A 23878-nucleotide genomic window follows, 5' to 3' on the forward strand; every position below is an offset into this window, starting at 1 on the left:
GGCATGCGGGCGCCTGCGGTTTTCTGCCGGTCGGACGGGCACGTCCGGAACGTCGCCCGCCAGCGGACGTTGCGGAGGTATGAGTGACATGAACTGGCAAGACATCGCCGCGAACTGGCAGGATGCGCAGCAGCGCCTGCAGGATCGCTTTCCGTTCCTGGACGCGGAAACCCTCCGCCGGCAGCCGAGCCGGGAGGAGGTGATCGCGCATATCGCCGCGCGCCATGACCTGACCCCCTTCGAAGCCGCGCAGGAACTCGACGACTGGCTGTTCTCCGAACGGCTGTCGCAGGCGGTGGACCGCCTGGCGGGGTGACGGCGCGGGAACCGCCGGGGGCCGTCGCGGGTTCGCCCTGCAATCCCTCAGGAGGTTCCGACCATGCAATCCGACAGCAAGGCGCGGCAGCCCGCGCCCGCCTCGACCATCGACGTCCTGACCGCGCCCTCGCCCCGCCTCCCCGGGACGGGAGACAGCCTGTACAACTGGGACCCGGGAGAGGAACTCGACCGCCTCGCCGCGCTGGCCGGGCCCGAACTCCGGCGGCCCGTCACGCCAAAGACGTCACCCAGAGGATCGTCGCGTCCTCGGCGCTGACCGACACGACATTGTGCCCCATCGAGGCGTCGTAATAGGCGCTATCGCCGCGGCGCATCTCGATGGGTTCGTAAAATTCGGTGTAAAGCCGGATGATCCCGGTCAGCACGTACAGGAATTCCTCGCCGTCGTGGCGCACCCAGCCGTCGAATTCCTCCATCGAGCGCGCGCGGACGCGCGCCCGGTAGGGCAGCATCTTTTTCTTGGTCAGGGTTTCGGCCAGCAATTCGTGTTCATAGGTTGCCGTGGCCTGTTTCTGCCCCTCGCCGTCGCGCAGGTGCACCATGCGCCCCGACACCTGGTCGCGCTTGGGCGGCGTGAACAGCTGCGGAACCGAGATCCCGAGGCCGACGGCGAGCTTCTTCAGCGCGTCATAGGTCGGCGACATCTGGCCGTTCTCGATCTTGGACAGGGTGGAGCGCGCAAGCCCCGCCTGTTTCGCCGCCTGTTCCAGCGTCCAGTCCCGCTCCTTGCGCAACTCGCGCACCCGCAGGCCGAGGTCCATCGGCTCGGCCAGGGTCTCTTCGCCGTTTTCGCGGGCGAGACGGATCAGGGTTCTGGGATCGCGTGTCATGGAGCATTCTATAGGGCCGCCCATCCCCCCTTGCAACAATCCCGCGCCGGGCCTAATCCCCTTGCATGCTGTCCGTTTTCGACGAAGGCGCCTTCGCGCCCTGCCCCGCGCCGTTCAACCTCGCCGCCCATGTGCTTGCGGCGGGCGAGGCCACGCCCGACAAGATCGCCCTTGCCATCGTGAAGCCCACCGGCGCCGAACGCTGGTCCTATGCCCGGCTCACCGCGGCGGTTCGCGGAACCGCCACCGGGCTGCTGGAGCGGGGATTGACGCCGGGCGATATCCTGTTGATGCGGCTCGGAAATACCGTCGATTTCCCGATCGCCTACCTCGGGGCCATCGCCGCCGGGATCGTGCCGGTTCCGACCTCCTCCCAGCTCACCGAGCGGGAGGTCGCCGGGATGATCGCGCAGCTTTCGCCCGCCGCGATCCTGCGGGCCGAGGGGGTCGCCTGCCCGCAGACCTCGGTGCCGGTGCAGGGACCCGAGGTCTACGAGGCCTGGCACGACCTGCCCCCGGCGCCCTACGACCGCGGCGATCCCGAGCGGCTCGCCTACATCATCTACACCTCCGGCACCTCCGGCACGCCCCGCGCGGTCGGTCACGCCCATCGCGCGATCTGGGCCCGGCAGATGATGATGGAGGGCTGGTACGGCCTGCGCCCCGACGACCGGCTGCTGCACGCCGGGGCCTTCAACTGGACCTACACGCTCGGCACCGGGTTGATGGACCCCTGGACCATGGGCGCGACGGCGCTGATCCCGGCGGCGGGCACGGATGCGGCGCAGCTCGCGCTGCTGATGAAGCGCAACGATGCCTCGGTTTTTGCATCTGCGCCGGGGGTTTATCGCAATATCCTCAAGTATCCCGTGCCGCCTCTGCCCAAGCTGCGCCACGGCCTTGCCGCCGGTGAAAAGCTCGGCGAGCCGATCCGCGACGCCTGGCGCGAGGCCACCGGCACCGAGATCTTCGAAGCCTACGGCATGTCGGAATGTTCGACCTTCATCTCCTCGGCGCCCGGACGCACCGCGGTGCCGGGCACGCTCGGCACGCCGCAGCCGGGCCGGCGCATCGCCATCCTCGGCGAGGACGCTGCCCCCGTTCCGCTCGGAGAGCCGGGCACCATCGCCGTACACCGCTCGGACCCCGGGCTGATGCTGCGCTATGTCGGTGCACCCGAGGAGACGGCAGCGAAATATGCCGGCGACTGGTTCCTGACCGGCGATCAGGGCGCAATGGACGGCGACGGGCGGATCGCCTACCTCGGACGCGGGGATGACATGATGAACGCGGGCGGCTACCGCGTCTCCCCGCTCGAGGTCGAGGCGGCGCTGGCCGATCTGCCCGGCGTCACCGAAATCGGCGTGACCGACGTGCAGGTGAAGGACGGCGTCAGCATCGTCGCGGCCTTCTATGTCGCGGCCTCGGCGCTGGACGAAGCGGTGCTCAAGGCGCGCGCCGCCGAACGCCTCGCCCGCTACAAGCAGCCCCGCGCCTATGTCAGGCTCGACGCCCTGCCCCGGAATCCGAACGGAAAACTGATCCGCAAGGCTTTGAAGGATCATGCTATTTCGTGACTTCACGAAGTCCCGAAATCAGCCGGAAATCCACAGGACCAGCGCCCCGACGCTGATCGCGCCGAGCAGCGTGGTGACCACCAGCGCCGAAGAGGCGATGCTTTCGCCCGCATGGCGCGCGGCGAAGATGACATAGATCGAGAACATCGGGATCGCCGCGAAGATCATCGCGCCGAAGGCGATCTCCCGCGGGATACCCGGCACCATCAGCAGGACGCCGAGGGCGATCAGCGGATGCACCACCAGCTTCATCGCGGCGATGAAGAACACCGGGACGTCGACCCCGCTCAGCGCGGTTCGGGCCACGTTGCCGCCGACCAGGAACAGCGACAGCAGCGGCGCGGCACCGGCGATCATCGCGCGGGTGCGGTCCAGCGGATCGGCCAGTACGAGCCCGGTCGCGGCAAAGGCCAGCCCGGCGAGCAGCCCGATGACGGTCGGGTTCGACAGGGTCCGCCGCACCGTGTCGCGCAGCGAGGCGCCGAGGCTCATCCCGCCCTGCCGCGCCACCACGTCGCCCATGGTCACCGCGAAGGGAATGACGATCATGTTCTCGACCACCATGATCCAGGCAAAGAGCCGGTCCGCCACATCCGGCACCACGATCAGCGCCACGGGGAAACCCAGGAAGACGGTGTTGGGACAGGCCCCGCCGAGGGCGACCACCCAGCTCTGCCCGCGTCTCAGCCCGAAGAGGTGGCGCAGGACAAGCTGCGCGACAAGCAGCGTCAGCAGCGAAGCCGCCGCATAGGCCGCGATGAAGATCCAGTTGAAGCTGCCGAGCGCGCCGGCGTTCGACACGGCCGAAAAGACCAGCACCGGAATGCAGACGATCAGCGTGAAACGGCTGAGCTGCGGCAGTGCTTCGGGACCGACGAGGCCGGTCCGGATGAACCCGAAGCCCAGCAGGATCAGCAGGTAGATCGGCAGCAGCAGGAGCAGCGGTTCGAACATGGGGTCTCCGGGGTACGGGCATCGGACCGCAACGGTCCCGGATGCAGGGTGCCGGAGCTCGCAGCGGAAAAAAAGGCCCCCGAGGGGGCCTTTGGAGGTTTGCTGACAGGGCTCTGATCTGTACCGCCCGTTTGCTTTCTGCCTGCGGCCCTGTCCGCGTCGGGGCGGGCGCACCCGCCCCGGGTCACTAACCGGCGCGGGATGGGTTTTTCATCGAAAAACCACGCCCTTGCCGGAGGTTCTTCAACTGCAGCCCGACGTGCCGCCGCAGGTGTTGCACTTCATGCAGGTGCCGTTGCGCACCAGCGTGTAGTTGCCGCATTCGCCGCAGGCTTCGCCTTCGTAGCCCTGCATCTTGGCCTTGACCCGCGCATCCATCGCCAGCGAGGAGGTCGTGGTCGTCATCGCGGCCTTGGCGTTCACCGCCTTGGCCGCTTCGGGCACCAGCGTGGTCAGCGCCGACATGGCATCCGCCCCGCCCTGGAGCACCACCAGTTCCTGCGGCAGGCGCTTGCGCAGGTAGCCGGTCGAGCTGATCTGCTTCAGCACTTCCAGCGAGCGCGAGGCCGCCGTCTCGGACAGTTCCTTGACGTTGGACACGCCCTCTTCCTCGCCGCGACCGAGATCGTCGAAGGCTGCGCCCGAGGGCTTCACATGCGCGAGATCCGTCCGGTCGAGGTAGCTGACCGCCAGTTCGCGGAAGATGTAGTCGAGGATCGAGGTCGCGTTCTTGATGCTGTCGTTGCCCTGCACCATGCCCGCGGGTTCGAACTTGGTGAAGGTGAAGGCGTCGACGAACTCCTCCAGCGGCACGCCGTACTGGAGACCGACCGACACGGCGATGGCGAAGTTGTTCATCATCGCGCGGAAGCCGGCGCCTTCCTTGTGCATGTCGATGAAGATCTCGCCCAGCGTGCCGTCCTGGTATTCGCCGGTGCGCAGGTAGACCTTGTGACCTCCGACAACCGCCTTCTGGGTGTAGCCCTTGCGGCGCTCGGGCATCTTCTCGCGGTGCGAGCGGACGACCTCCTTCACGACCACCTTCTCGATGATCTTCTCGGCCAGGACCTGCGCCTTTGCCGTGATGTTGCCGGATTCCAGCACCTCGGCCGCCTCGTCGTCATCCTCGACCAGCGCGGAGGCCAGCGGCTGGCTCAGCTTGGAGCCGTCGCGATAGAGCGCGTTGGCCTTGGTTCCGAGCGACCAGGACAGCTCGTAGGCCTTCTGGCAGTCCTCGATCGTCGCCGCGTTCGGCATGTTGATGGTCTTGGAGATCGCGCCGGAGATGAAGCTCTGGGCGGCGGCCATCATGCGGATGTGGCTGTCGACGGAGAGGTAGCGCTTGCCCTTCTTGCCGCAGGCATTGGCGCAATCGAACACCGGGTAATGCTCGACCCGCAGATGCGGCGCGCCTTCGAGGGTCATCGTTCCGCAGACATGGTCGTTCGCGGCGTCGATGTCCTTGCGCGAGAAGCCGAGGTGCTTCAGCAGGTCGAAGGTCGGATCGTTCAGCTTGGCCGCAGGGATGCCCAGCGTCTCGCGGCAGAACTCTGCCCCGAGGGTCCACTGGTTGAACACGAAGCGGATGTCGAAGGCGGTGGCGAGCGCCGCTTCGACCTTTTCGATCTGCGCCGGGCCGAAGCCGTGGCCGATCAGCGCCGTGTGGTTGATGCCGGGCGCGTTGCCGAGCGTACCGTGGCCGACCGCGTGGGAGATGATCTCCTCGATCTGGCTGGAGGGATAGCCCAGCTTTTCGAGCGCGGCGGGCACCGAGCGGTTGATGATCTTGAAGTAACCGCCACCGGCGAGCTTCTTGAACTTCACCAGGGCGAAATCGGGCTCGATCCCGGTGGTGTCGCAATCCATGACCAGACCGATGGTGCCGGTCGGCGCGATCACGGACACCTGCGCGTTGCGGTAGCCGTTCTGTTCGCCGAGGCGCAGCGCCTCGTCCCAGGAGGACATCGCCAGTTCGATCAGGGTCGCGTCGGGGCAGTTACCGTGGTCCAGCGCGACCGGCTTCACGTCGAGCTTTTCATAGCCCGAGGTGGCGCCGTAGGCGGCGTTGCGGTGGTTGCGGATGACCTTGAGCATATGCGCCTTGTTGCGCTCGTAGCCCGAGAAGGCGCCGAGTTCGCCGGCGATTTCCGCCGAGGTGGCATAGGAGACGCCGGTCATGATCGCGGTCAGCGCACCGCAGAGGGCACGGCCCTCGGCGGAGTCGTAGGAAAAGCCCATGTTCATCAGCAGACCGCCGATGTTCGCATAGCCGAGGCCGAGCGTCCGGAAGTCATAGGACAGCTGCGCGATTTCCTTGGAGGGGAACTGCGCCATCGTGACCGAGATTTCCAGCGTCAGCGTCCAGAGACGGGTGGCGTGCATGTAGGCTTCGGACTGGAACTCGCCGTTCTTGAGGAAGGTCAGCAGGTTCATCGAGGCGAGGTTGCAGGCGGTGTCGTCCAGGAACATGTATTCCGAGCACGGGTTGGATCCGCGGATCGGGCCGTCTTCGGGGCAGGTGTGCCAGGCGTTGACGGTGTCGTGGAACTGGATGCCCGGGTCGGCGCAGGCCCAGGCGGCGTGGCCGATCTGGTCCCAGAGTTCGCGGGCATTCACGGTCTTGGCGACGGATCCGTCGGTGCGCCGGATCAGTTCCCACTCGGCATTGTCCTTGATCGCCTTGAGGAAGGCGTCGGTCACGCGGATCGAGTTGTTGGAGTTCTGGCCCGAAACCGAGGCATAGGCCTCGCTGTCCCAGTCGGTGTCATAGGTCGGGAATTCGATCGAGGCATAGCCCTGCCGCGCGTAATCGAGCACCCGCTTGATGTAGGTTTCGGGGATCGAAAGCTTCTTCGCCTCGCGGACGGCCTTTTTCAGCGCGTCGTTGGCATTGGGGTCATAGGCCCCCTCTTCGGAGCCGTCGAAGGCGCGGATGGCGTCGAAGATGGCGTTGAGCATCTTCTCGTGCATCTTGGAGCCGGCGACGATGCTGGCGACCTTCTGCTCTTCCTTGACCTTCCAGTTGATGAATTCCTCGATATCCGGGTGGTCGGCATCGACGATGACCATCTTGGCCGCGCGGCGCGTGGTGCCGCCCGACTTGATCGCGCCCGCCGCGCGGTCACCGATCTTCAGGAAGCCCATGAGGCCCGAGGACTTGCCGCCGCCCGAGAGCTTTTCGCCCTCCGCGCGCAGCGAGGAGAAGTTGGTGCCGGTGCCGGAACCGTACTTGAACAGCCGCGCCTCGCGGACCCAGAGGTCCATGATGCCGCCGTCGGAGACGAGATCGTCCTTCACCGACTGGATGAAGCAGGCGTGGGGCTGGGGATGTTCGTAGGAGGATTTCGACTTGGTCAGCTTGCCGGTCCGGAAATCGACGTAGTAGTGCCCCTGGGCCGGGCCGTCGATGCCATAGGCCCAATGCAGGCCGGTGTTGAACCACTGGGGCGAATTGGGCGCCGCCATCTGGGTTGCCAGCATGTGGCGCATTTCGTCGTAATAGGCGCTGGCGTCCTCTTCGGTGGTGAAATAGCCACCCTTCCAGCCCCAGTAGGCCCAGGCGCCGGCGAGACGGTCGAAGACCTGCTTCGCGCTGGTCTCGCCGGTGCGGGGCGTGTCCTTGGACTCTGCGGTCTTGCGCCACAGGAATTCCGGCACGCCGTCTTCCGCGACGGGCTTGAGGTCGGCCGGGACACCCGCCTTGCGGAAGTATTTCTGTGCGATGACGTCGCTGGCGACCTGGGACCACTTCGCCGGGACTTCCATGGCGTCGAGCTTGAAGACCGTCGTGCCGTCCGGATTGCGGATCTCGGAGGTCGTGGTGACGAACTCGATCCCCGCGTATGCGTCCTGCCCTGCCTTGGTGAATTTTCTTTCGATCTTCATCGCCTGTGTCCCAGTTTGATCCTACCACGTGCCGGGTATCGGCAGGGCGAGACGCACCGGACGCGCGCAGCCCAACCCGCGCCCGTCGCTCAATGATGCTTTCGTGTGTCTGTCCCTGCCGGTGGGCCACTAGATATTGTGGCTCTCTCTCCGGCCTACACAAACTGGCGCAAATGGGGGGGAAGGGTCAACGGGAATTTTCGTCAAACGTACATATATTTGGTGTTGACCGACCCGGGGGACACAAGGGCTATGTCTATCCTCGATTCCTCCACATATCCCCAGCGGGCCGAAACACCGGCGCCACGGGAAGAAACCGCAGGGATGCGGCAAAGTTATCCACAGCTGTTGACAGATCACTTGAGGACAACCGCGCGGCCCCTGTGTTGCCGCGCGGCCATGCCTCGAATTTCGGCACTCCCCGGAACGGGCGCGCTCAGAGAAAGATCGAGGCGGCCTCGACCTCGCTCACGTCCAGACCGCGGAACCACACTTCGTAGCCCGTGGCGTCGTGAACCGCCCGGACATCCTCCCCGATAGAGGTCAGGGTCAGGTCGGATTCGGTGATGCCGACGAACAGGAAACTGGCGGAATCCGGGCCGTCGAAGATCACCTCGTCGACAGCTCCTGCCTCCAAGTTGTTGAAAATAATGGTATCCACCCCGTCCCCGACGTGGATCTCGTCCGAACCGGGGCCGCCGTTCAGCAGATCGTCATCGCCCCCGCCGACCAGCGTGTCGTCGCCCGCGCCGCCGTTGATCTTGTCCGCACCGATGCCGCCGAGGAGGGAATCATCTCCCGCGGCGCCGACCACCGTATCGTTGCCGCTGCCCGCATCCACCGTGTCGTCATCCGCCGCCGCGTTGATCACGTCCGACCCGCCTCCACCCAGGACCGAGTCGTTGCCCGCTCCGGCGCGGATCGTGTCGTCGCCCGACCCGCCCGACAGGGTCTGCTGACCCGGCCCGCCGATGAGCAGGTCGTTGTCGCCGCCCCCGACGACCGACCCGTCCCACACGACGACGATGTGGTCGTCGCCGCTGCCGCCGGCATAGTCGCCGCCTTCCGCGGTGCTGCGGATCTCGTCATTGCCGGCATCGCCGCGGACGGTCACGTCCGGGGCTCCGTCGCCCTGCATCAGGATCAGGTCGTCGTCGTTGCCGCCGCGCACGTCGTCGTTGCCGCCGCCGCCCCGGAGGGTGTCGTTGCCGTCGCTGCCGCTGACGATGTCGTTCCCGGCGCCGCCGTCGAGCACGTCATCGCCGGTGCCGCCCTTGAGGGTGTCGTTGCCGTCGAAGCCGTAGAGGCGATCCATGCCGTCGTCGCCTTCGATGATGTCCTGCGACTCTCCGCCGAAGATCGTGTCGTCGCCATAGCCGCCGCGCATCGTGCCGCCGCCGGTGCCGACGGCAAAGATCGCGTCGTTGCCGTTCTCGCCCTCGAAAAAGCCGCGGGCCTGGGTTTCGATCGTGTCGTTGCCCTCGCCACCGTAGTAATAGCGTCGTCCGCTGGTGAACGAGCCGAGGTCCGAGATGAAATCGTCGCCATCGTCGCCCCAGGCCCGCGCCCAGGAGGAAAGGCCCACGATCGTATCGTTGCCCTCGCCGCCGTAGACTCTCGGGTTCCCGGCGAACCAGGCCTCGATAAGGTCCGCACCGTCGCCGCCTTCGACCGTAGTGCCCGGCCCGGAGAAAGTGATGGTGTCGTTGCCGGTTCCGCCGATCAGGCGGGCGCCGACGCCGGTGGAGTCGATCGAATCGTTCCCGGGCCCGCCGACGCCGATCACCGAATAGGCATCATGCGCGGAATCCCCGCCCATGTAGAGCGTGTCGTCGCCGTCTTCGCCATTGAGGTACACACCGAAGATGTCGCCGCTGTAGAGCAGGTCGTTGCCCGCTCCGCCGAAGACCACCACGTCGTCGTCGATCTCGCGGTGGGTGTCCTCGTAACCGTGGAGCGTGTCGTCCCCGTCGCCGCCATCGAGGAAATTCTCGCCGTAGCCGCCATGGATGAGATCGTTGCCGGGGCCGCCGTTCAGTTCGTCGTTGCCGTCCAGCCCTTCGATCGTGTCATCGCCGCCATTGCCGTTGATCGTGTCATCCTCGGACGTGCCGGGCAGGCTTTCCGGGAGATCCGACCCGTCGATCACCGCGTCCGGGCTGATGACCGGGTCTTCGGCCGCACTCTTGAAAAGGGATTGTATGAAACGCGACATGGCTTACCTCCTCTTGCCGTCGGAACCTCCCGCCCGCGCGAAAGAGGCATAGGCCGCCCCTGTCCCCGAACGACGATGAGGGTTGAAAGAGACATGCGCCCGGGACCGGCGAAACGGGTCCGCGCGACATGACGTCGAATGCTGGTGGAAGTGGTCGGGGCGATAGGATTCGAACCTACGACCTACGGTACCCAAAACCGTCGCGCTACCAGGCTGCGCTACGCCCCGACGGGGCAGGCAATAGCCCGGCCCCCGCGAATTGAAAAGGCAAAACTCGGTCCGCATCGTTCAGACGAACAGGAAGACGTCGGTCGCCTGCAACTCTGCGACGGTGACATCGTGAAAGAGAACGGTGAAATCGGCATCCGGCACGTAGAGGCGCGTGTCCGCCCCCTCGGCTGTCAGCACGAGATCCTCCCCGGTCAGACCGACGAACGCATACTGTCCGATCTCCGGGCGCAGGCCGGTCAGAAAGACTTCCTCCACCAGCCCCGCCTCGAAATCGGCAAAGCGCACGAGGTCGCCGTCCTTGCCGACCGCGAAGGTGTCCGCGCCCGGTCCGCCGTCCAGCGTGTCGGCACCGAAGCCGCCGTCCAGCGTATCGGCACCCGCGCCGCCGGTCACGCTGTCGTCGTCGTCGCCCCCTCGCAGCAGGTCGTTGCCGATGCCGCCGAGCAGCGTGTCGTTCCCCGGACCGCCATAGATCCGGTCATCGCTGTCGCCGCCCTCGACCAGATCGTCGCCGCCGCGCGCATAGACCAGATCCTCGTCGCTGCCGCTGTCGATGACGTCGTCGCCCGCGCCCGCCTCGATCGTGTCGCGGCCCGGCCCGCCGAAGATCCGGTCGTCCCCGCCGCCGCCGTCCATGCGATCCTCGCCGCCGCCGCCGCGCAGGGTGTCATTGCCCGGACCGCCGGTGAGATAGTCATAGGCCGCGCCGCCGACGAGGACATCGTGACCCGGACCGCCCAGAAGGGTGTCGATGCCGCCGCCGCCATCGAGCGAATCGTTGCCCTCGTTGCCCGCGATCCAGTCGCTTCCGGCCCCGCCGAGGAGGGTGTCGCCATCGCCGCCGCCCTCCAGCGAATCCGACTGGTCGCCGCCGTCGATGTAGTCCGGCCCCTGCGCACCGTGGATGACGTCGTCTCCGCCGCCGCCCAGCAGGGTGTCGGCGCCCTCGCCCCCGTCCAGCGTGTCGGGGCCGTCCTCTCCGAGAAGACTGTCGTTGCCGATGTCGCCCCGGATCTCGTCGGCATGGGAGCCGCCGAGGATCGTGTCGTTGCCCTCGTTCCCGTGCAGCAGATCGAGCCCCCCGCCCCCGTCGACCAGATCGCTGCCGCCCTGCGCCCAGATGACATCGTCGCCGCCGAGCCCGGTCAGGGTATCCGCGCCCCCGTTGCCGAACAGGACATCCCGGTCGTTCCCGCCATTCAGGGAATCGTTGCCCGCGCCCCCGACAAGCGTGTCGCGGCCCGCGCCGCCGAACAAGGTGTCATGGCCGAAGTCCCCGGTCAGGCTGTCGTCGCCCGCATCGCCATGGACCAGATCGCTGCCGCCGAGGCCGCGGAGGGTATCGGCGCCGTCATATCCGCGGATCGTGTCCGCACCGCCGGTGCCGTCAAGGGAATCGGGGTCCGAAGATCCGTCGATCAGTCCGAGGCGTTCAAGGAACTGAAATAGCGACACGATTGCGTGCGACATGACACGCCCCCTTCCGAATTTGCTTCAACAATGCGCAAAGCTTGGGAGATTTGGACGCACATTGCAACGCAGACGTGTCGACAGAAGCAATAGATCGCCGGGCGCACGAACCCACCGGGCCGGTCAGTCGCAGGGCCAGGCGGCCCCGTTGATGGCGGGATGCTGCATCTCGCTGCCCGAGACGATGCCCATGCGCGCGGCAAGGCCGCCGTTGATCTCGAGCACGTATTGCACTGCGCCGCCGCTCGGAATCGGCGTCTCGTCATGGGGCACGGCGTCGGAATGCACAGACACCACACGCCCTTCGGCATCGGCAAAGATCATGTCGAGCGGGATGAGCGTGTTCTTCATCCAGAAGGCCGTCGGCTGTTCGCGCTCGTAGACGAAAAGCATCCCCGTCGAGGGGGCCATCTCTTCGACGAACATGAGGCCGCGCGCCCGTTCGGCGGCATCGTCGGCGACGGCGACGCGGAACCGCGCCCCGCCCCAGTCGCCCCGCAGCATCACGGTGTCGTCCCGGCAGGCGGCGGCGGCGGGCGCCGCGATCAGCAGCGCCAGCAGGCTCAGGACGGAGTGGCGGATTCCCATGCGCATACCTCGGTAGCCATCTGACCCCGCTTGCCTTCGATCACCCGGACGGCAATCGCCTCGCCCGGTTGAAGATCGGCAAGCCCGGACCGGCGCAGAACCTCGATATGGATGAAGATATCCTGCGACCCCCCGAAGACATTGGCAAAACCAAAGCCCTTGGCCTTGTCAAACCACTTGACCCGCGCGGGTTCAAGGGGGGCCGCCCGCATGATTTCGGGATCGATGCCTTCGAAATCCGCAAGGGGGGCCCCTTCGGGCGCCTCGGGCGGCTCGATGCGGTAGACGTCGATCGCCTGAATGCCGCGCTCCGTCTCCTGAACGGACAGTTCGATGCGGGCCGCATCGGCAACGGAACTCTGCCCGAAGTTGCGCAGCACGTTGGCGTGCAGAAGAATGTCCGGCCCCCCGTCATCGGAAACGACAAAGCCGAATCCCTTGACCGGGTCGAACCACTTCACCTTGCCGAACACGCGACGTGTTTCGCTGTCTTGATGTTTCAACTGCGTTTCCACTGGTGGTCTTCACATATCCCGGGGACCCTATCCCTCAAGCGGACCCGGGAATGCAAGTGGAAGCAACCTGTATTTTGTGCCTGTTTGCATTTCACGTCGCGCGAAATTCAGGGATTCAGGCGTGTGACCACCCAGGGATCGGCAAGGTTCTGCCGGGTCCACACGAAACGGTCATGCAACCGGAAGGCGCCATCGGCCCAGAACTCGATCTGCAGCGGCCGGATGCGGTAGCCGCCCCAGTAGGACGGCCGCTCGGGCGCGGTGCCGTGGGTCGCCGTGACCCGCGCCACCTCCGCCATCAGCGCCGCGCGCGAGGCCAGCGGCTGCGACTGCCGCGAGGCGCGCGCGCCGAGACGGCTCTTGAGCGAGCGCGAGGCGTAGTAGGCATCCGCCTGCGGGCCGTCCTCGCGGGTGACGGTGCCGCGCACCCGGATCTGGCGCCGCAGCGATTTCCAATGCATGACGAAGGCGGCCTTTCCGGTCGCGTCGATCTCGCGGGCCTTGGCGCTGCCGTAGTTGGTATAGAAGACGAAGGCCGCCTCCTCGATCTCCTTCAGCAGCACCATGCGGGCGTCGGGCATGCCGTCGGCGTCGACGGTGGCCAGCGCGATGGCATCGGGATCGTTGGGTTCGCTCCGTTGCGCCTCGGCCAGCCAGCTGCGCGCGATGTCGAAGGGATCGTCTCCGGCGAAAATGCCGCTGCGGTCGCTCATCTGCTGTCTCCTGATCGGCGCCTTCGGGGCGCTTGCCCTTGATGACCCCCGACCGATCGCCTAAAGGACACGGACATAAGCAATGCCGGGTGGAGCAAGGGTATGTCAAACTCTCTGATGGCGGGCAAGCGGGGCCTTATCATGGGCCTGGCCAACGACAAGTCGATCGCCTGGGGCATTGCCAAAGCCCTGCACGGCGCGGGCGCGCAGCTTGCGTTCTCGTACCAGGGCGACGCGCTGAAAAAGCGGGTGGACCCGCTGGCGGCGCAGCTCGGCTCCGATATCGTCCTGCCCTGCGACGTGGGCGACGAGGCGTCGATGGACGCGCTCTTCGACGACCTGAAGACGCGGTGGGACAGCCTCGATTTCGTTGTGCATGCCATCGGCTTCTCGGACAAGAACGAGCTGCGCGGCCGCTACGTCGACACCTCGCGCGGCAATTTCGCCATGACGATGGACATCTCGGTCTATTCCTTCACCGCGATCATGCAGCGGGCGGAAAAGATGATGAGCCGCGGCGGCAGCGCGCTCACCCTCACCTATTACGGTGCCGAACGGATCATGCCGCATTACAACGTGATGGGCGTGGCCAAGGCCGCGCTCGAAGCGTCGGTGCGCTACCTGGCCGAGGATCTGGGCAAGGACGGCATCCGGGTCAACGCGATCTCGGCCGGGCCGATCAAGACGCTGGCCGCCTCCGGCATCGGCGACTTCCGCTACATCATGAAATGGAACGAGTACAACTCGCCGCTGCGGCGCAACGTGACCATCGACGACGTGGGCGGCTCGGCGCTGTACCTGCTGTCGGATCTCGGCGCGGGCGTGACGGGCGAGACCCACCACGTGGATGCGGGCTACCATGTCGTCGGCATGAAGGCCGTCGACGCGCCGGACATCACCAAGGGCTGAGGCGCGCCGGGGCCGCGCCTTTTCATCGACCGCTGACCGGGAGACACCGATGACCGACCGACTGCCGCACGAAAAGGGCTTCCACGTGAGCTGGGATCAACTGCACCGCGATGCGCGGGCACTGGCCTGGCGGATGCAGGGCCACGGCCCCGAGGACGGCGGCTGGAAGGCCGTGGTCGCGATCACCCGGGGCGGCATGGCCCCGGCGATGATCGTCGCGCGCGAACTCGACATCCGCATGGTCGACACGATCTCGGTCAAGAGCTACGACCACCAGACCCAGTCGGACCCCAGGGTCATCAAGTTTCCCGACATGAAGGTAATGGGCGACGGCAGCGGCGTGCTGATCGTCGACGACCTCGTCGACACCGGGCGGACGCTGGAAGTGGTGCGCAAGCATCTGCCGAAGGCCCACGTCGCCACGGTCTATGCCAAGCCCAAGGGCAAGCCGATGGTGGACAGCTACATCACCGAGGTCAGCCAGGACACCTGGATCTTCTTCCCCTGGGACATGGCGCTGCAATACGTCAAACCCTATCGCGGCAATTCGGACTGAGCGCCGCAAATCTTTTCCGAAAAGATTTGCAAATTCCTTCCAAGGAATTTGCGCCGCCCCGCGCGATCCGTCGCGCGGGGCGGTTTTCGTCAGGCCAGCGCCGCCGCCAGCGTTTCGCGCCAGGGCGTGGTCGGCCGGCCGATGAGCTCGGAAAGCGTGCGATCCTCGCTGTAAAGCCCGCCGAGCGAGGCCCCCTTCTCGCTGTCCGCCAGCATCTCCGCCACCGGCTGCGGCAGGCCCGCGCCGGTCAGCGCCCCGGAAAACGCCTCGGGGCTCATGTCGACGTAGCCGATCTCCTTGCCGGTGAGTTCCGAAACCGCCCCGGCGAATTCCGGCAGGGTGAAGGCGTGGTCCCCCGCGAGTTCGAAGACGGTGCCGCTCGGCGGCAGCGTGCCGGTCAGCACGGCGGCGGCGGCCTCGGCGTAGTCGGCCCGTGCGGCGCTCGAGATGCGGCCCTCGCCGGCGGTGCCGATCATCGCGCCATGTTCCAGCGCCGGCGCAAGCGTGCCGGTGTAGTTCTCGGTGTACCAGCCGTTGCGCAGGACGGCATGGGGCAGACCGGAGGCGGCGAGCGCCTGTTCGGTGGCGACGTGTTCGCCCGGCAGAACCGTGAGCGGCGAGCGATCCGCGCGCAGGATCGAGGTATAGGCCACGAAGCCGACCCCCGCCGCCTCGGCCGCGGCGATCACGTTGCGGTGCTGGTCCGCGCGGCTGCCGATCTCGTTGGAGGATATGAGCAGCAGACGCTCCACCCCGGCGAAGGCCGTCTCGAGCGCCGCGGGATCGTCGTAGCCGGCGACGCGTGCCGTCACGCCCTTGGCCCGCAGCGCCTCGGCCGCGTCCTCCCGGCGTACGAGGGCACCGATGGCAGAGGCCGGCACCCGCGCCAGCAGCGCCTCGATCACCAGCGCGCCGAGTTGCCCGGAGGCGCCGGTCACCATGTATGTCAGTCCTTCGCTCATCGGTCTTTCCTTCCAGATGGTATTGATTCGGGTTATAGTCTCATAAATAGACCACAGACCCACCCATCGTAAGGAGGCACTCGGACATGACAAGGGAACACGCGGGGAACCGCGACGGACTTCTCGCCCGGATCGCGGCCTACGAGGGCGCTCCCGCGGACCCCGGTCTCTGCCCGGTGCGCGACGTGCTCGACCGGGTCGGGCAGAAGTGGACTCTGCTGATCCTCGCCGCGCTCGAGACCGGTCCGCGGCGCTTTTCGGCATTGCAACGCGCGGTGGGCGATATTTCCAAGCGCATGCTGACCCAGACGCTGCGCCAGCTCGAGCGCGACGGTCTGATCACCCGCACGGTGTTTCCGACCAAACCGCCCGCGGTCGAATACCGCCTGACCGGGCTCGGGACCTCGGCCCTGACGCCGATCGCGCAGCTCATGCACTGGGCCGACGCCCACCACGACGCCATCCGAACCGCGCGCGCCAGCTTTGACGCCGAGGAGGGCCGCGCCTCCCTTTCCCTCTCCACGGTCCCCTGATAGCGTCCGCGCAGATTTCCCGGAGAGACCATCTTGACCCAGCACATCAGCCGCACCGAGGCCACCTTTCCCCCGCCCATTCCGGCGGCGCAACGCTGGCTCCGGGGGGTGACCTTCACGCCGGAACGTCCGCTCATCAACGTGAGCCAGGCCGCCCCGGTCGAGGCGCCGCCGGCGCCGCTGCGCAGGGCGATGGCGGAGATGATGGAAGACACCGCCGCCCATCTCTACGGCCCGGTGCTCGGCCTGCCCGAGCTGCGGGCGGAGCTGGCCGGCCATTGGAACGGCATCTACGACGGCAGCCTGACGGCGGACAACGTCGCGATCACCGCGGGCTGCAACCAGGCCTTTGCGGCCACGCTGTCGGCCCTGTGCACGGAGGGAGATGAAGTTCTTCTCCCAACCCCCTGGTATTTCAACAACAAGATGTGGCTGGACATGCAGGGCGTGACCTCGGTCCCGCTGCCGACCGACGGCGATCTGATCCCGCAGGTCGCGACGGCGGAACCGCTCATCACGCCACGGACCCGCGCCATCGTCCTCGTGTCGCCGAACAACCCTTCGGGTGTGGAATACCCCGCCGAAACGCTGCACGCCTTCTTCGACCTGGCGCAGCGCCACGGCATCCGGCTGATCGTCGACGAGACCTACAAGGATTTCGACATCCGTCCCGGCGCGCCGCACGACCTGCTGCAGCGCCCGGACCATGCCGCGACCCTGATCCAGCTCTACAGCTTTTCCAAGGCCTACCGCCTGACCGGCCACCGCGTCGGCGCGGTTCTGGCCGACACCGCCCTGCTGTCCGAGATCGAGAAATTCCAGGACACCGTCGCCATCTGCGCGCCGCAGCTCGGCCAGCGCGCCGCGCTCTGGGGGCTGCGCAACCTCACGCAATGGCGCGAGGGCGAACGGGCCGAGATCCTCGACCGCCGCGCCGCCTTCGAGGAAAACGCCCCCCTGATCGAGGCCGCGGGCTGGAAGCTGCGCGGGCTCGGCGCCTTTTTCGCCTATCTCGAACATCCCTTCGCCGAAGGCTCCTCGACCCTCGCGCCGAAGCTGGTGCGCGAGGCGGGCATCCTCGCCCTGCCCGCCACGATGTTCGTGCCCGAGGGCGACGCCTCGGGCGAGCGGTGCTTCCGGCTCGCTTTCGCAAACGTGAACCGCGAGACCATCGCGGAGCTTTTCCGCAGGCTTGCCGCGCTCGACTGGCCCCTTGCGACGCAGGACGCTGCATCGTAGACACCGGCACCGGAGAGCAAGGGAAAGACCACTATGGCAAGCGGCAAGGGCAGCAAGGCGAAAGCGCTCATCTGGGCGGTTCCGCTTCTGGCGATCATCGGTTTCGGCGGGTTCGGGGCGGTCAATTTCTCGGGATCCCTGCGCAGCATCGGCAGCGTCGGCGATACCGAGATCACGACCACCGACTACGCCAATGCGCTGCAATCCGAAATGCGCGCCTTCCAGGCGCAGACCGGCCAGCCCCTGACCGTGCAGCAGGCGCGCGACCTGGGTCTGACCGACAAGGTTCTGGCGCTGGTCGTGACCAATGCCGCCATGGACGAGGAGGCGCAGCGCCTCGGGATTTCCGTCGGCGACGAGAAGGTCGCCGAGGAACTCGGCAACATCGACGCCTTCAAGGGCCCGGACGGCAATTTCAGCCGCGATGCCTATGCCTTCGCGCTGAAGAACGCCGGTCTCAACGAGACGGATTTCGAATCCGGCATCCGTGACGACGCCGCGCGCGCGCTGCTGCAGGCCGCCGTCCTGTCCGGCACCGCCCTGCCCGACGTCTATGTCGACACCCTGCTCGGCTGGACCGGGGAAACCCGCGCCTTCACCTGGGCGCGCATCGGGCGCGACCAGCTTGCCACCGGCCTGCCCGTGCCCTCCGAGGAAGATCTCAAGGCCTGGTACGACGCCAATCTCGACAGGTTCACCGTGCCGGAAACCAAGGTCATCACCTATGCCTGGCTCACGCCCGCGATGATCGTCGGCTCGGTCGAGGTCGACGAACAGGCCCTGCGCGCCGCCTACGAGGAGCGGTTCGACGAGTTCAACCTGCCCGAGCGGCGGCTGATCGAGCGCCTGGTCTTCGGCGACGAGGCCGAGGCCGAAGAGGCCCTGTCGCGCCTGCGCACCGGCGATTCCACCTTCGAGGACCTGATCGAGGAACGCGGGCTGGACCTGGCCGATGCCGACATGGGCGATGTCACCAAGGCCTCGCTCGGGGAGGCCGGCGAGGCGCTGTTCTTCGCCGAATCCGGGGACGTGGTCGGCCCGGCCTGGTCGCCGCTCGGACCGGCGGTCTACCGCGTGAACGGCATTCTCGCGGCGCAGGAGACTCCCTTCGAAGAGGCCGAGCCGCAACTGCGCGACGAACTCGCGCTCGACCGCGCGCGCCGGGTGATCGACGGCATGGCGCAAAGCGTGGATGACGAACTCGCCGGCGGTGCGACGCTGGAAGAACTGGCCAAGGATACCGACCTCGAACTCGGGCAGATCGCCTGGACCGCGCAGAGCAACGAGGGCATCGCCGGCTACGACGCCTTCCGCACCGCCGCCGGGACCGTCGCGGAGGGCGACTACCCCGAGATCGACGGCCTCGGAGACGGCGGCATCTTCGCGCTGCGCCTCGACGAGATCCGCCCCCCCGCGCCGCAGCCCTACGAAGAGGTGACCGCGCAGGTCCAGCAGGGATGGGAACAGGATCAGGCCACGCAGGCGCTGGTGTCGCAGGGGGAAATCCTTGCCGCGCGGATCGGCGACGGCGCCACCTTCGAGGATCTGGGGCTGAGGCCGCAGTCCGTCGCCAGCCTGACCCGCGATGCCTCGGCCGAAGGCGTGCCCGCCGGGCTGGTGTCGCGGGCCTTCGGGCTGGAACCGGGGACCGCCACGGTGGTGCCCGGCGCCGGCGAGGCGCTGGTGCTGCGGCTCGACACCGTCACGCCGGTGGATCTGTCCAGCGACAACGCGCAACGGCTTGCCGGGCTGGTCAAGGACCAGGCGGCCAATGCGGTGGCGCAGGATCTGTTCCGCGCCTACAACACCGATCTTCAGGCGCGCGCCGGGGTCACGGTCGACCAGGCCGCGGTCAACGCCGTGCTCACCAACTTCCGGTAACCGCCATGGTCACGATCACGCCTTCGCATGACGATTTCGCCCGCGCCTACGAGGCGGGCGAAAACCAGGTGGTCTTTGCGCGGCTCGCGGCGGATCTCGACACGCCGGTCTCGCTGATGCTGAAGCTGACGGGGGCGGCAAAGGACGCCTTCATGCTGGAATCGGTGACCGGCGGAGAGGTGCGCGGGCGCTATTCCATCATCGGCATGAAGCCCGACCTGATCTGGCAGTGCCACGACGGCGCCTCGCGGATCAACCGGCAGTCGCGCTTCGACCCCGATGCCTGGGACCGGATCGACGGCGATCCCCTCGCCGCGCTGCGCGCGCTGATCGCCGAAAGCCGCATCGCGCTGCCCGACGACCTGCCACAGGCGGCGGCGGGGCTGTTCGGCTATCTCGGCTACGACATGATCCGCCTTGTCGAACATCTGCCCGACGTCAATCCCGATCCGCTCGGCCTGCCCGACGCGGTGATGATGCGCCCCTCGGTCGTGGCGGTGCTGGACGGGGTCAAGGGCGAGGTCACGGTGGTCTCGCCGGCCTGGGTGACCTCGGGCATGTCGGCACGCGCCGCCTATGCGCAGGCGGCGGAACGGGTCATGGACGCGGTGCGCGACCTCGAGCGGGCGATGCCGCAGGCCTCGCGCGATCTCGGCGATGCACACGAGGCCGGAGAGCCGGTGTCGAACTTCACCCGCGAGAGCTACAAGGCCGCCGTCGAGAAGGCCAAGGACTACATCCGCGCGGGCGACATCTTCCAGGTGGTGCCGGCACAGCGCTGGACGCAGGATTTCCCGCTGCCGCCGTTTGCACTTTATCGGTCCCTGCGGCGGACCAACCCCTCGCCCTTCATGTTCTACTTCAACTTCGGCGGCTTCCAGGTGATCGGCGCCTCGCCCGAGATCCTCGTGCGGGTCTTCGGTCGCGAGGTGACGATCCGCCCCATCGCCGGCACCCGTCCGCGCGGCGCGACACCGGAAGAGGACCGCGCGCTCGAGGCGGATCTGCTTGCCGACCGCAAGGAACTGGCCGAACATCTCATGCTGCTCGACCTCGGGCGGAACGATGTCGGTCGGGTCGCCCGGATCGGTACGGTGAAACCGACCGAGAAGTTCATCATCGAGCGGTACTCCCACGTCATGCACATCGTGTCGAACGTGGTGGGCGAACTGGCCGAGGATCAGGACGCGCTGTCGGCCTTCTTTGCCGGCATGCCCGCGGGCACGGTCTCGGGCGCGCCCAAGGTCCGCGCGATGCAGATCATCGACGAGCTGGAACCGGAAAAGCGCGGCGTCTACGGCGGCGGCGTGGGCTATTTCAGCGCCGGCGGCGACATGGACATGTGCATCGCGTTGCGCACTGCCATCGTGCAGGATCAGAAGCTCTACATCCAGGCCGGCGGCGGCGTCGTCTACGACAGCGACCCGGAGGCCGAGTACATGGAAACGGTGCACAAGTCGAACGCCATCCGGCGCGCGGCGGCGGACGCGGCGCGTTTCACCGGCACCGGCAACGGCTGAGGGTCCGGACGGGGGCGCTGCCCCCGAGCGCGCCGATGCGCGCTTCCCCCGGGATATTTGAAAACCAGAGAAGCAACGGTTTCTTAACCTTGCCCCGCGAGGATCGGGATGCGGTACAGGCGGGGACGCCGATGACCGCAACCGGAGAAGCCCCCTGCTGCACGGCAGGGGGTGGACCGGAGCCCGCATCTTCTTCGGTTTGCAAATATCCCGGGGGAATGCCGCGCGCAGCGGGGCATGGGGGCAGCGCCCCCTCCCGCCTTTCCCGCCTCTAGGCGGCGCCGGCGGTCTCGCGGATCCGTTCCACCATCGCCCTGAGCCCGTTCGACCGCTGTGCCGAGAGATGTTCGTTGAGACCGAGGCGGCCGAGTTCGGAGCGGGCGTCGATCGCGGCGATCCCTGTCACCGGGACGCCGTCGTAGAGTCGCAGCAGCACGGCGATCAGCCCCCGCACGATCATCGCGTCGCTGTCGCCGTCGAAGTGGAAGCGCCCGTCCTCGATCCGGGGGTGGAGCCAGACCTGGCTCGCGCAGCCTTCGACCTTGGTGGCCGGCACCTTCAGCGCGTCGGGCAGCGGGTCCATGGCCTTGCCGAGTTCGATGACCAGCCGGTAGCGGTCCTCCCAGTCCTCCAGGAATTCGAAATCTTCCACCAGTTCTTCGAATGCGGCCTGTGCCATCGGGACCTCCGGTCAGTGACGGTTCTCACCTAGGGGGGATGCGCGCAAAGGTCCAGACCCGGCACTCCCCGCTTTTCAACCCTGCGACAATGCGATAACTCCTTGGGCAGGCAAGGAGCAGTGGGACCATGTTCAGATCTCTTTCGGTGATCCTCGTTTCGGGGCTTGTTCTGACAAGCTGCGGCACCGTGCGCGAATCCAGGCTCAACCCGTTCAACTGGTTCGGACAGGGCCGTTCGGAGGCGGTGAACACCAGCGTCGCCACCGGTCCCGCGAACCCGCTGCTGCCGAAACGCCGGGCGATCTCGTTCTTCGACAAGCAGGAGGCCGACTACGCCGGCCGCCCGGTCGAGACCGTCACCCAGCTGCTGATCGAACGCCGCCCCGGAGGCGCCATCCTTCGCGTGACCGGGGTCGCCGACCGGCTCGGTCCCTTCGACGTGAAGCTGGTGGAGGACGAGGCGAACCCCGATGCGGCGACGCTGTCCTACACCCTTTCCGCGCTCCAGCAGCCCGGCCCCCGCAGCACCGGGGAATGGGCGCGCACGGTGACCGCCGCGGTCTGGCTGACGGATCAGGACCTGGCCGGTATCTCGGCCATCCGCGTGGCCGGGCGCACCAACGTCCAGGTGTCCCGCCGCTGAGCGAGGGGCACCGCGCCGCAACGGCCCGGTGCCGCCGGGATCAGAGTTCTATGACCTTGACCGTGCTGCCCTTGGCGGTCAGCGCGATGCGTCCGTCGCAGAGGCGCAGCGCGTCCTCGCCGAAGACCTCGCGGCGCCAGCCGTTCAGCGCCGCAACATCCCGCATCCCCGCCGCGATCGCGTCGAGGTCCGCCGCCGGAGCGATCAGCCGGGAGGCGACGCCCGATTCCTCGGTCTTGGCCTTGAGGAGCACGCGCAGCAGGTCGGCGAGCGCGGGGTTCACCTGCAGCTGATCGCGCGAGGTATCGACCTCGGGAAGCTGGTCCTTGGGGCATTCCTGCCCCGCCTTCACCGCTTCGAGGATGCCTTCGGCGATGGCGCCCTTGCGGGCCTCGCGCAGCAGCAGGCGCGAACGGCCGAGATCCTCCATGTTCGCCGGCTTGGTCGAGGCCAGCTCGACCAGCGCATCGTCCTTGTAGACGCGGCTGCGCGGGATGTTGCGCGACTGGGCATAGTCCTCGCGGAAGGCGGCAAGCTCGCGCACGATGGCCAGGAACCGCGAGGAGTTCGAGCGGGTCTTGACCCGCAACCAGGCCTCGCGCGGGTGGGTGACATAGGTTTCGGGGTCCATGAGGACCGCCACTTCCTCGGCCACCCAGCGGGCGCGGCCGGTGCGCTCGAGCTCCTTGGCGAGGTATTCGTAGATCACCCGCAGATGCGTCACGTCGGCCAGCGCGTATTTCGCCTGGGCCTCGGTCAACGGACGGCGCGACCAGTCGGTGAAGCGCGAGGATTTGTCGAGCGAGGCCTTGGCGATGCGCTTGACCAGCGTTTCGTAGCCGACCTGTTCGCCGAAGCCGCAGACCATCGCGGCGATCTGGGTGTCGAACATCGGATGCGGGATCACGCCGTTGTCGACGAAGAAGATCTCGAGATCCTGGCGCGCGGCGTGGAAGACCTTGACCACGTCGGGATTGCGGAACAGGTCGAGCAGCGGGTCCAGCGACAGCCCCTCGGCAAGCGGATCGACCAGGACGGCGGTCTCGTCGGTCTTGCCCGGCATGGCCAGCTGCACGAGGCAGAGCTTCGAATAATACGTCCTCTCCCTGAGGAATTCGGTGTCCACCGTCACATAGGGAAAGGTCGCCGCCTCGGCACAGAAGGCGGCAAGCTCTTGCGTCGTCGTGATCGTTTTCATTCAGGCTCCGGCCGTTTCTTCTTGGTTGTGCTGCGCCACCTACACCCATGAGAAGCATAGATCAAAGCTTCTGTCATGGAAAGCGCGGGGCCGGTGCGGAAAACCGGGCTCCGGGTGCGCTGCGGGCTGCCCGTGCTGGACGCCACGCACGGGCATTCCGTTCTGTGATGCGTTCAACGCCAAACATTCATTTCAAGAATGCCGAACCGCCCCCTATATCCCCGGAACATCGCGATACAGGAGACCCGTCGTGACCCATGTCGATACCGCCCGCCCGGGCGTCCGGAGCCATCGCAGGCCCGTCCCCGCCCATCTTCTCGCCGCCGCCGTCCTGCTGCTGGGGCTGGGCATTCCCGCCCTGTTCGCCCCCGCGTCGCAAATTGCGCCCGACGGTTGGCACGGCAATTCCGCCCGCGCGCAGGCGCTGCGCTAGGCGCGGC

At 67.1% G+C, this 23878-nt stretch carries 21 protein-coding genes and 1 tRNA gene; 10 read left to right on the forward strand and 12 right to left on the reverse strand.

All coding sequences use genetic code 11. The annotated features are described in order from the left end of the window. Positions 1–88 precede the first annotated feature (88 nt). Complete coding sequence (locus ACN0RJ_RS16905) at positions 89–316, forward strand: hypothetical protein (protein ID WP_417721328.1); 228 nt, start codon at positions 89–91, stop codon at positions 314–316. Positions 317–548: 232 nt separating this feature from the next. Here ACN0RJ_RS16905 and ACN0RJ_RS16910 read toward each other — a convergent pair whose 3' ends face one another. Further along, the gene (locus ACN0RJ_RS16910; protein WP_417721330.1) at positions 549–1169 is read right to left on the reverse strand and encodes a helix-turn-helix domain-containing protein; all 621 of its coding nucleotides are present in this window, start codon (positions 1167–1169) and stop codon (positions 549–551) included. A 65-nt stretch (positions 1170–1234) separates the two neighbouring features. On the opposite strand from ACN0RJ_RS16910, the gene ACN0RJ_RS16915 reads away from it, so the two are divergent. Beyond that, a complete protein-coding gene (locus ACN0RJ_RS16915) occupies positions 1235–2746 on the forward strand; it encodes a class I adenylate-forming enzyme family protein (RefSeq protein WP_417724992.1) in 1512 nt (503 codons plus the stop codon). An 18-nt stretch (positions 2747–2764) separates the two neighbouring features. Here ACN0RJ_RS16915 and ACN0RJ_RS16920 read toward each other — a convergent pair whose 3' ends face one another. The 8 genes from ACN0RJ_RS16920 to pdxH form a co-directional block, all read right to left on the reverse strand. Beyond that, complete coding sequence (locus tag ACN0RJ_RS16920) at positions 2765–3700, reverse strand: AEC family transporter (protein WP_417724993.1); 936 nt, start codon at positions 3698–3700, stop codon at positions 2765–2767. A gap of 243 nt (positions 3701–3943) precedes the next feature. Continuing rightward, on the reverse strand, positions 3944–7585 hold the full coding sequence (locus ACN0RJ_RS16925) for a vitamin B12-dependent ribonucleotide reductase (protein ID WP_417721333.1): 3642 nt from the start codon (positions 7583–7585) through the stop codon (positions 3944–3946). A gap of 436 nt (positions 7586–8021) precedes the next feature. Then, a complete protein-coding gene (locus tag ACN0RJ_RS16930; protein ID WP_417724994.1) occupies positions 8022–9800 on the reverse strand; it encodes a calcium-binding protein in 1779 nt (592 codons plus the stop codon). 151 nt (positions 9801–9951) lie between these two features. Continuing rightward, positions 9952–10028, reverse strand: a tRNA-Pro gene (locus tag ACN0RJ_RS16935). A 60-nt stretch (positions 10029–10088) separates the two neighbouring features. After that, positions 10089–11501 (reverse strand): calcium-binding protein, encoded by a 1413-nt coding sequence (locus tag ACN0RJ_RS16940; RefSeq protein WP_417724995.1) that lies wholly within the window; start codon positions 11499–11501, stop codon positions 10089–10091. 123 nt (positions 11502–11624) lie between these two features. After that, positions 11625–12089: a DUF192 domain-containing protein gene (locus tag ACN0RJ_RS16945; RefSeq protein ID WP_417724996.1), complete on the reverse strand. Its 465-nt coding sequence runs from the start codon at positions 12087–12089 to the stop codon at positions 11625–11627. Then, entirely contained in the window at positions 12065–12592 is a 528-nt protein-coding gene (locus ACN0RJ_RS16950; RefSeq protein WP_417724997.1) for a cold-shock protein, read from the reverse strand. Before ACN0RJ_RS16950 ends, ACN0RJ_RS16945 begins: the two co-directional genes overlap by 25 nt. A 119-nt stretch (positions 12593–12711) precedes the next feature. Beyond that, the gene (gene pdxH / locus ACN0RJ_RS16955; protein WP_417724998.1) at positions 12712–13317 is read right to left on the reverse strand and encodes a pyridoxamine 5'-phosphate oxidase; all 606 of its coding nucleotides are present in this window, start codon (positions 13315–13317) and stop codon (positions 12712–12714) included. A gap of 102 nt (positions 13318–13419) precedes the next feature. Between pdxH and fabI the strand changes: the two genes are divergently transcribed. Continuing rightward, entirely contained in the window at positions 13420–14226 is an 807-nt protein-coding gene (gene fabI / locus ACN0RJ_RS16960) for an enoyl-ACP reductase FabI (protein WP_417721339.1), read from the forward strand. A 49-nt stretch (positions 14227–14275) separates the two neighbouring features. Continuing rightward, positions 14276–14782, forward strand: a complete 507-nt coding sequence (gene gpt / locus ACN0RJ_RS16965; protein WP_417724999.1) for a xanthine phosphoribosyltransferase — start codon at positions 14276–14278, stop codon at positions 14780–14782. An 89-nt stretch (positions 14783–14871) separates the two neighbouring features. Here the strand turns inward: gpt and ACN0RJ_RS16970 are convergent, their stop codons facing one another. Next, positions 14872–15744: an NmrA family NAD(P)-binding protein gene (locus ACN0RJ_RS16970; RefSeq protein WP_417725000.1), complete on the reverse strand. Its 873-nt coding sequence runs from the start codon at positions 15742–15744 to the stop codon at positions 14872–14874. Positions 15745–15830: 86 nt separating this feature from the next. Here ACN0RJ_RS16970 and ACN0RJ_RS16975 point away from each other — a divergent pair, with 86 nt between their 5' ends. The 4 genes from ACN0RJ_RS16975 to trpE are packed head-to-tail and all read left to right on the forward strand — an operon-like array spanning position 15831 to position 20917. Further along, positions 15831–16277, forward strand: coding sequence for a winged helix-turn-helix transcriptional regulator (locus ACN0RJ_RS16975; protein ID WP_417725001.1), 447 nt, complete (start codon positions 15831–15833; stop codon positions 16275–16277). A 33-nt stretch (positions 16278–16310) separates the two neighbouring features. Further along, positions 16311–17516, forward strand: a complete 1206-nt coding sequence (locus ACN0RJ_RS16980) for an aminotransferase (protein WP_417725002.1) — start codon at positions 16311–16313, stop codon at positions 17514–17516. Positions 17517–17549: 33 nt separating this feature from the next. Next, positions 17550–19397, forward strand: a complete 1848-nt coding sequence (locus ACN0RJ_RS16985; protein WP_417725003.1) for a peptidyl-prolyl cis-trans isomerase — start codon at positions 17550–17552, stop codon at positions 19395–19397. Positions 19398–19402: 5 nt separating this feature from the next. Next, positions 19403–20917: an anthranilate synthase component I gene (trpE, locus tag ACN0RJ_RS16990; protein ID WP_417721345.1), complete on the forward strand. Its 1515-nt coding sequence runs from the start codon at positions 19403–19405 to the stop codon at positions 20915–20917. A gap of 271 nt (positions 20918–21188) precedes the next feature. Here trpE and ACN0RJ_RS16995 read toward each other — a convergent pair whose 3' ends face one another. Further along, positions 21189–21596 (reverse strand): SufE family protein, encoded by a 408-nt coding sequence (locus tag ACN0RJ_RS16995; RefSeq protein WP_417725004.1) that lies wholly within the window; start codon positions 21594–21596, stop codon positions 21189–21191. A gap of 128 nt (positions 21597–21724) precedes the next feature. Between ACN0RJ_RS16995 and ACN0RJ_RS17000 the strand changes: the two genes are divergently transcribed. Further along, on the forward strand, positions 21725–22240 hold the full coding sequence (locus ACN0RJ_RS17000; protein WP_417725005.1) for a hypothetical protein: 516 nt from the start codon (positions 21725–21727) through the stop codon (positions 22238–22240). 40 nt (positions 22241–22280) lie between these two features. Here ACN0RJ_RS17000 and rnd read toward each other — a convergent pair whose 3' ends face one another. Next, the gene (gene rnd, locus ACN0RJ_RS17005; protein ID WP_417725006.1) at positions 22281–23438 is read right to left on the reverse strand and encodes a ribonuclease D; all 1158 of its coding nucleotides are present in this window, start codon (positions 23436–23438) and stop codon (positions 22281–22283) included. 250 nt (positions 23439–23688) lie between these two features. On the opposite strand from rnd, the gene ACN0RJ_RS17010 reads away from it, so the two are divergent. Next, positions 23689–23871 carry a hypothetical protein gene (locus ACN0RJ_RS17010; protein WP_417721349.1) on the forward strand — a complete coding sequence of 61 codons (183 nt, stop codon included), beginning with the start codon at positions 23689–23691 and terminating at the stop codon, positions 23869–23871. The last annotated feature ends 7 nt before the right edge of the window (positions 23872–23878 follow it).

The organism is Salipiger sp., from assembly GCF_048261495.1.
Taxonomy (GTDB): domain Bacteria; phylum Pseudomonadota; class Alphaproteobacteria; order Rhodobacterales; family Rhodobacteraceae; genus Salipiger.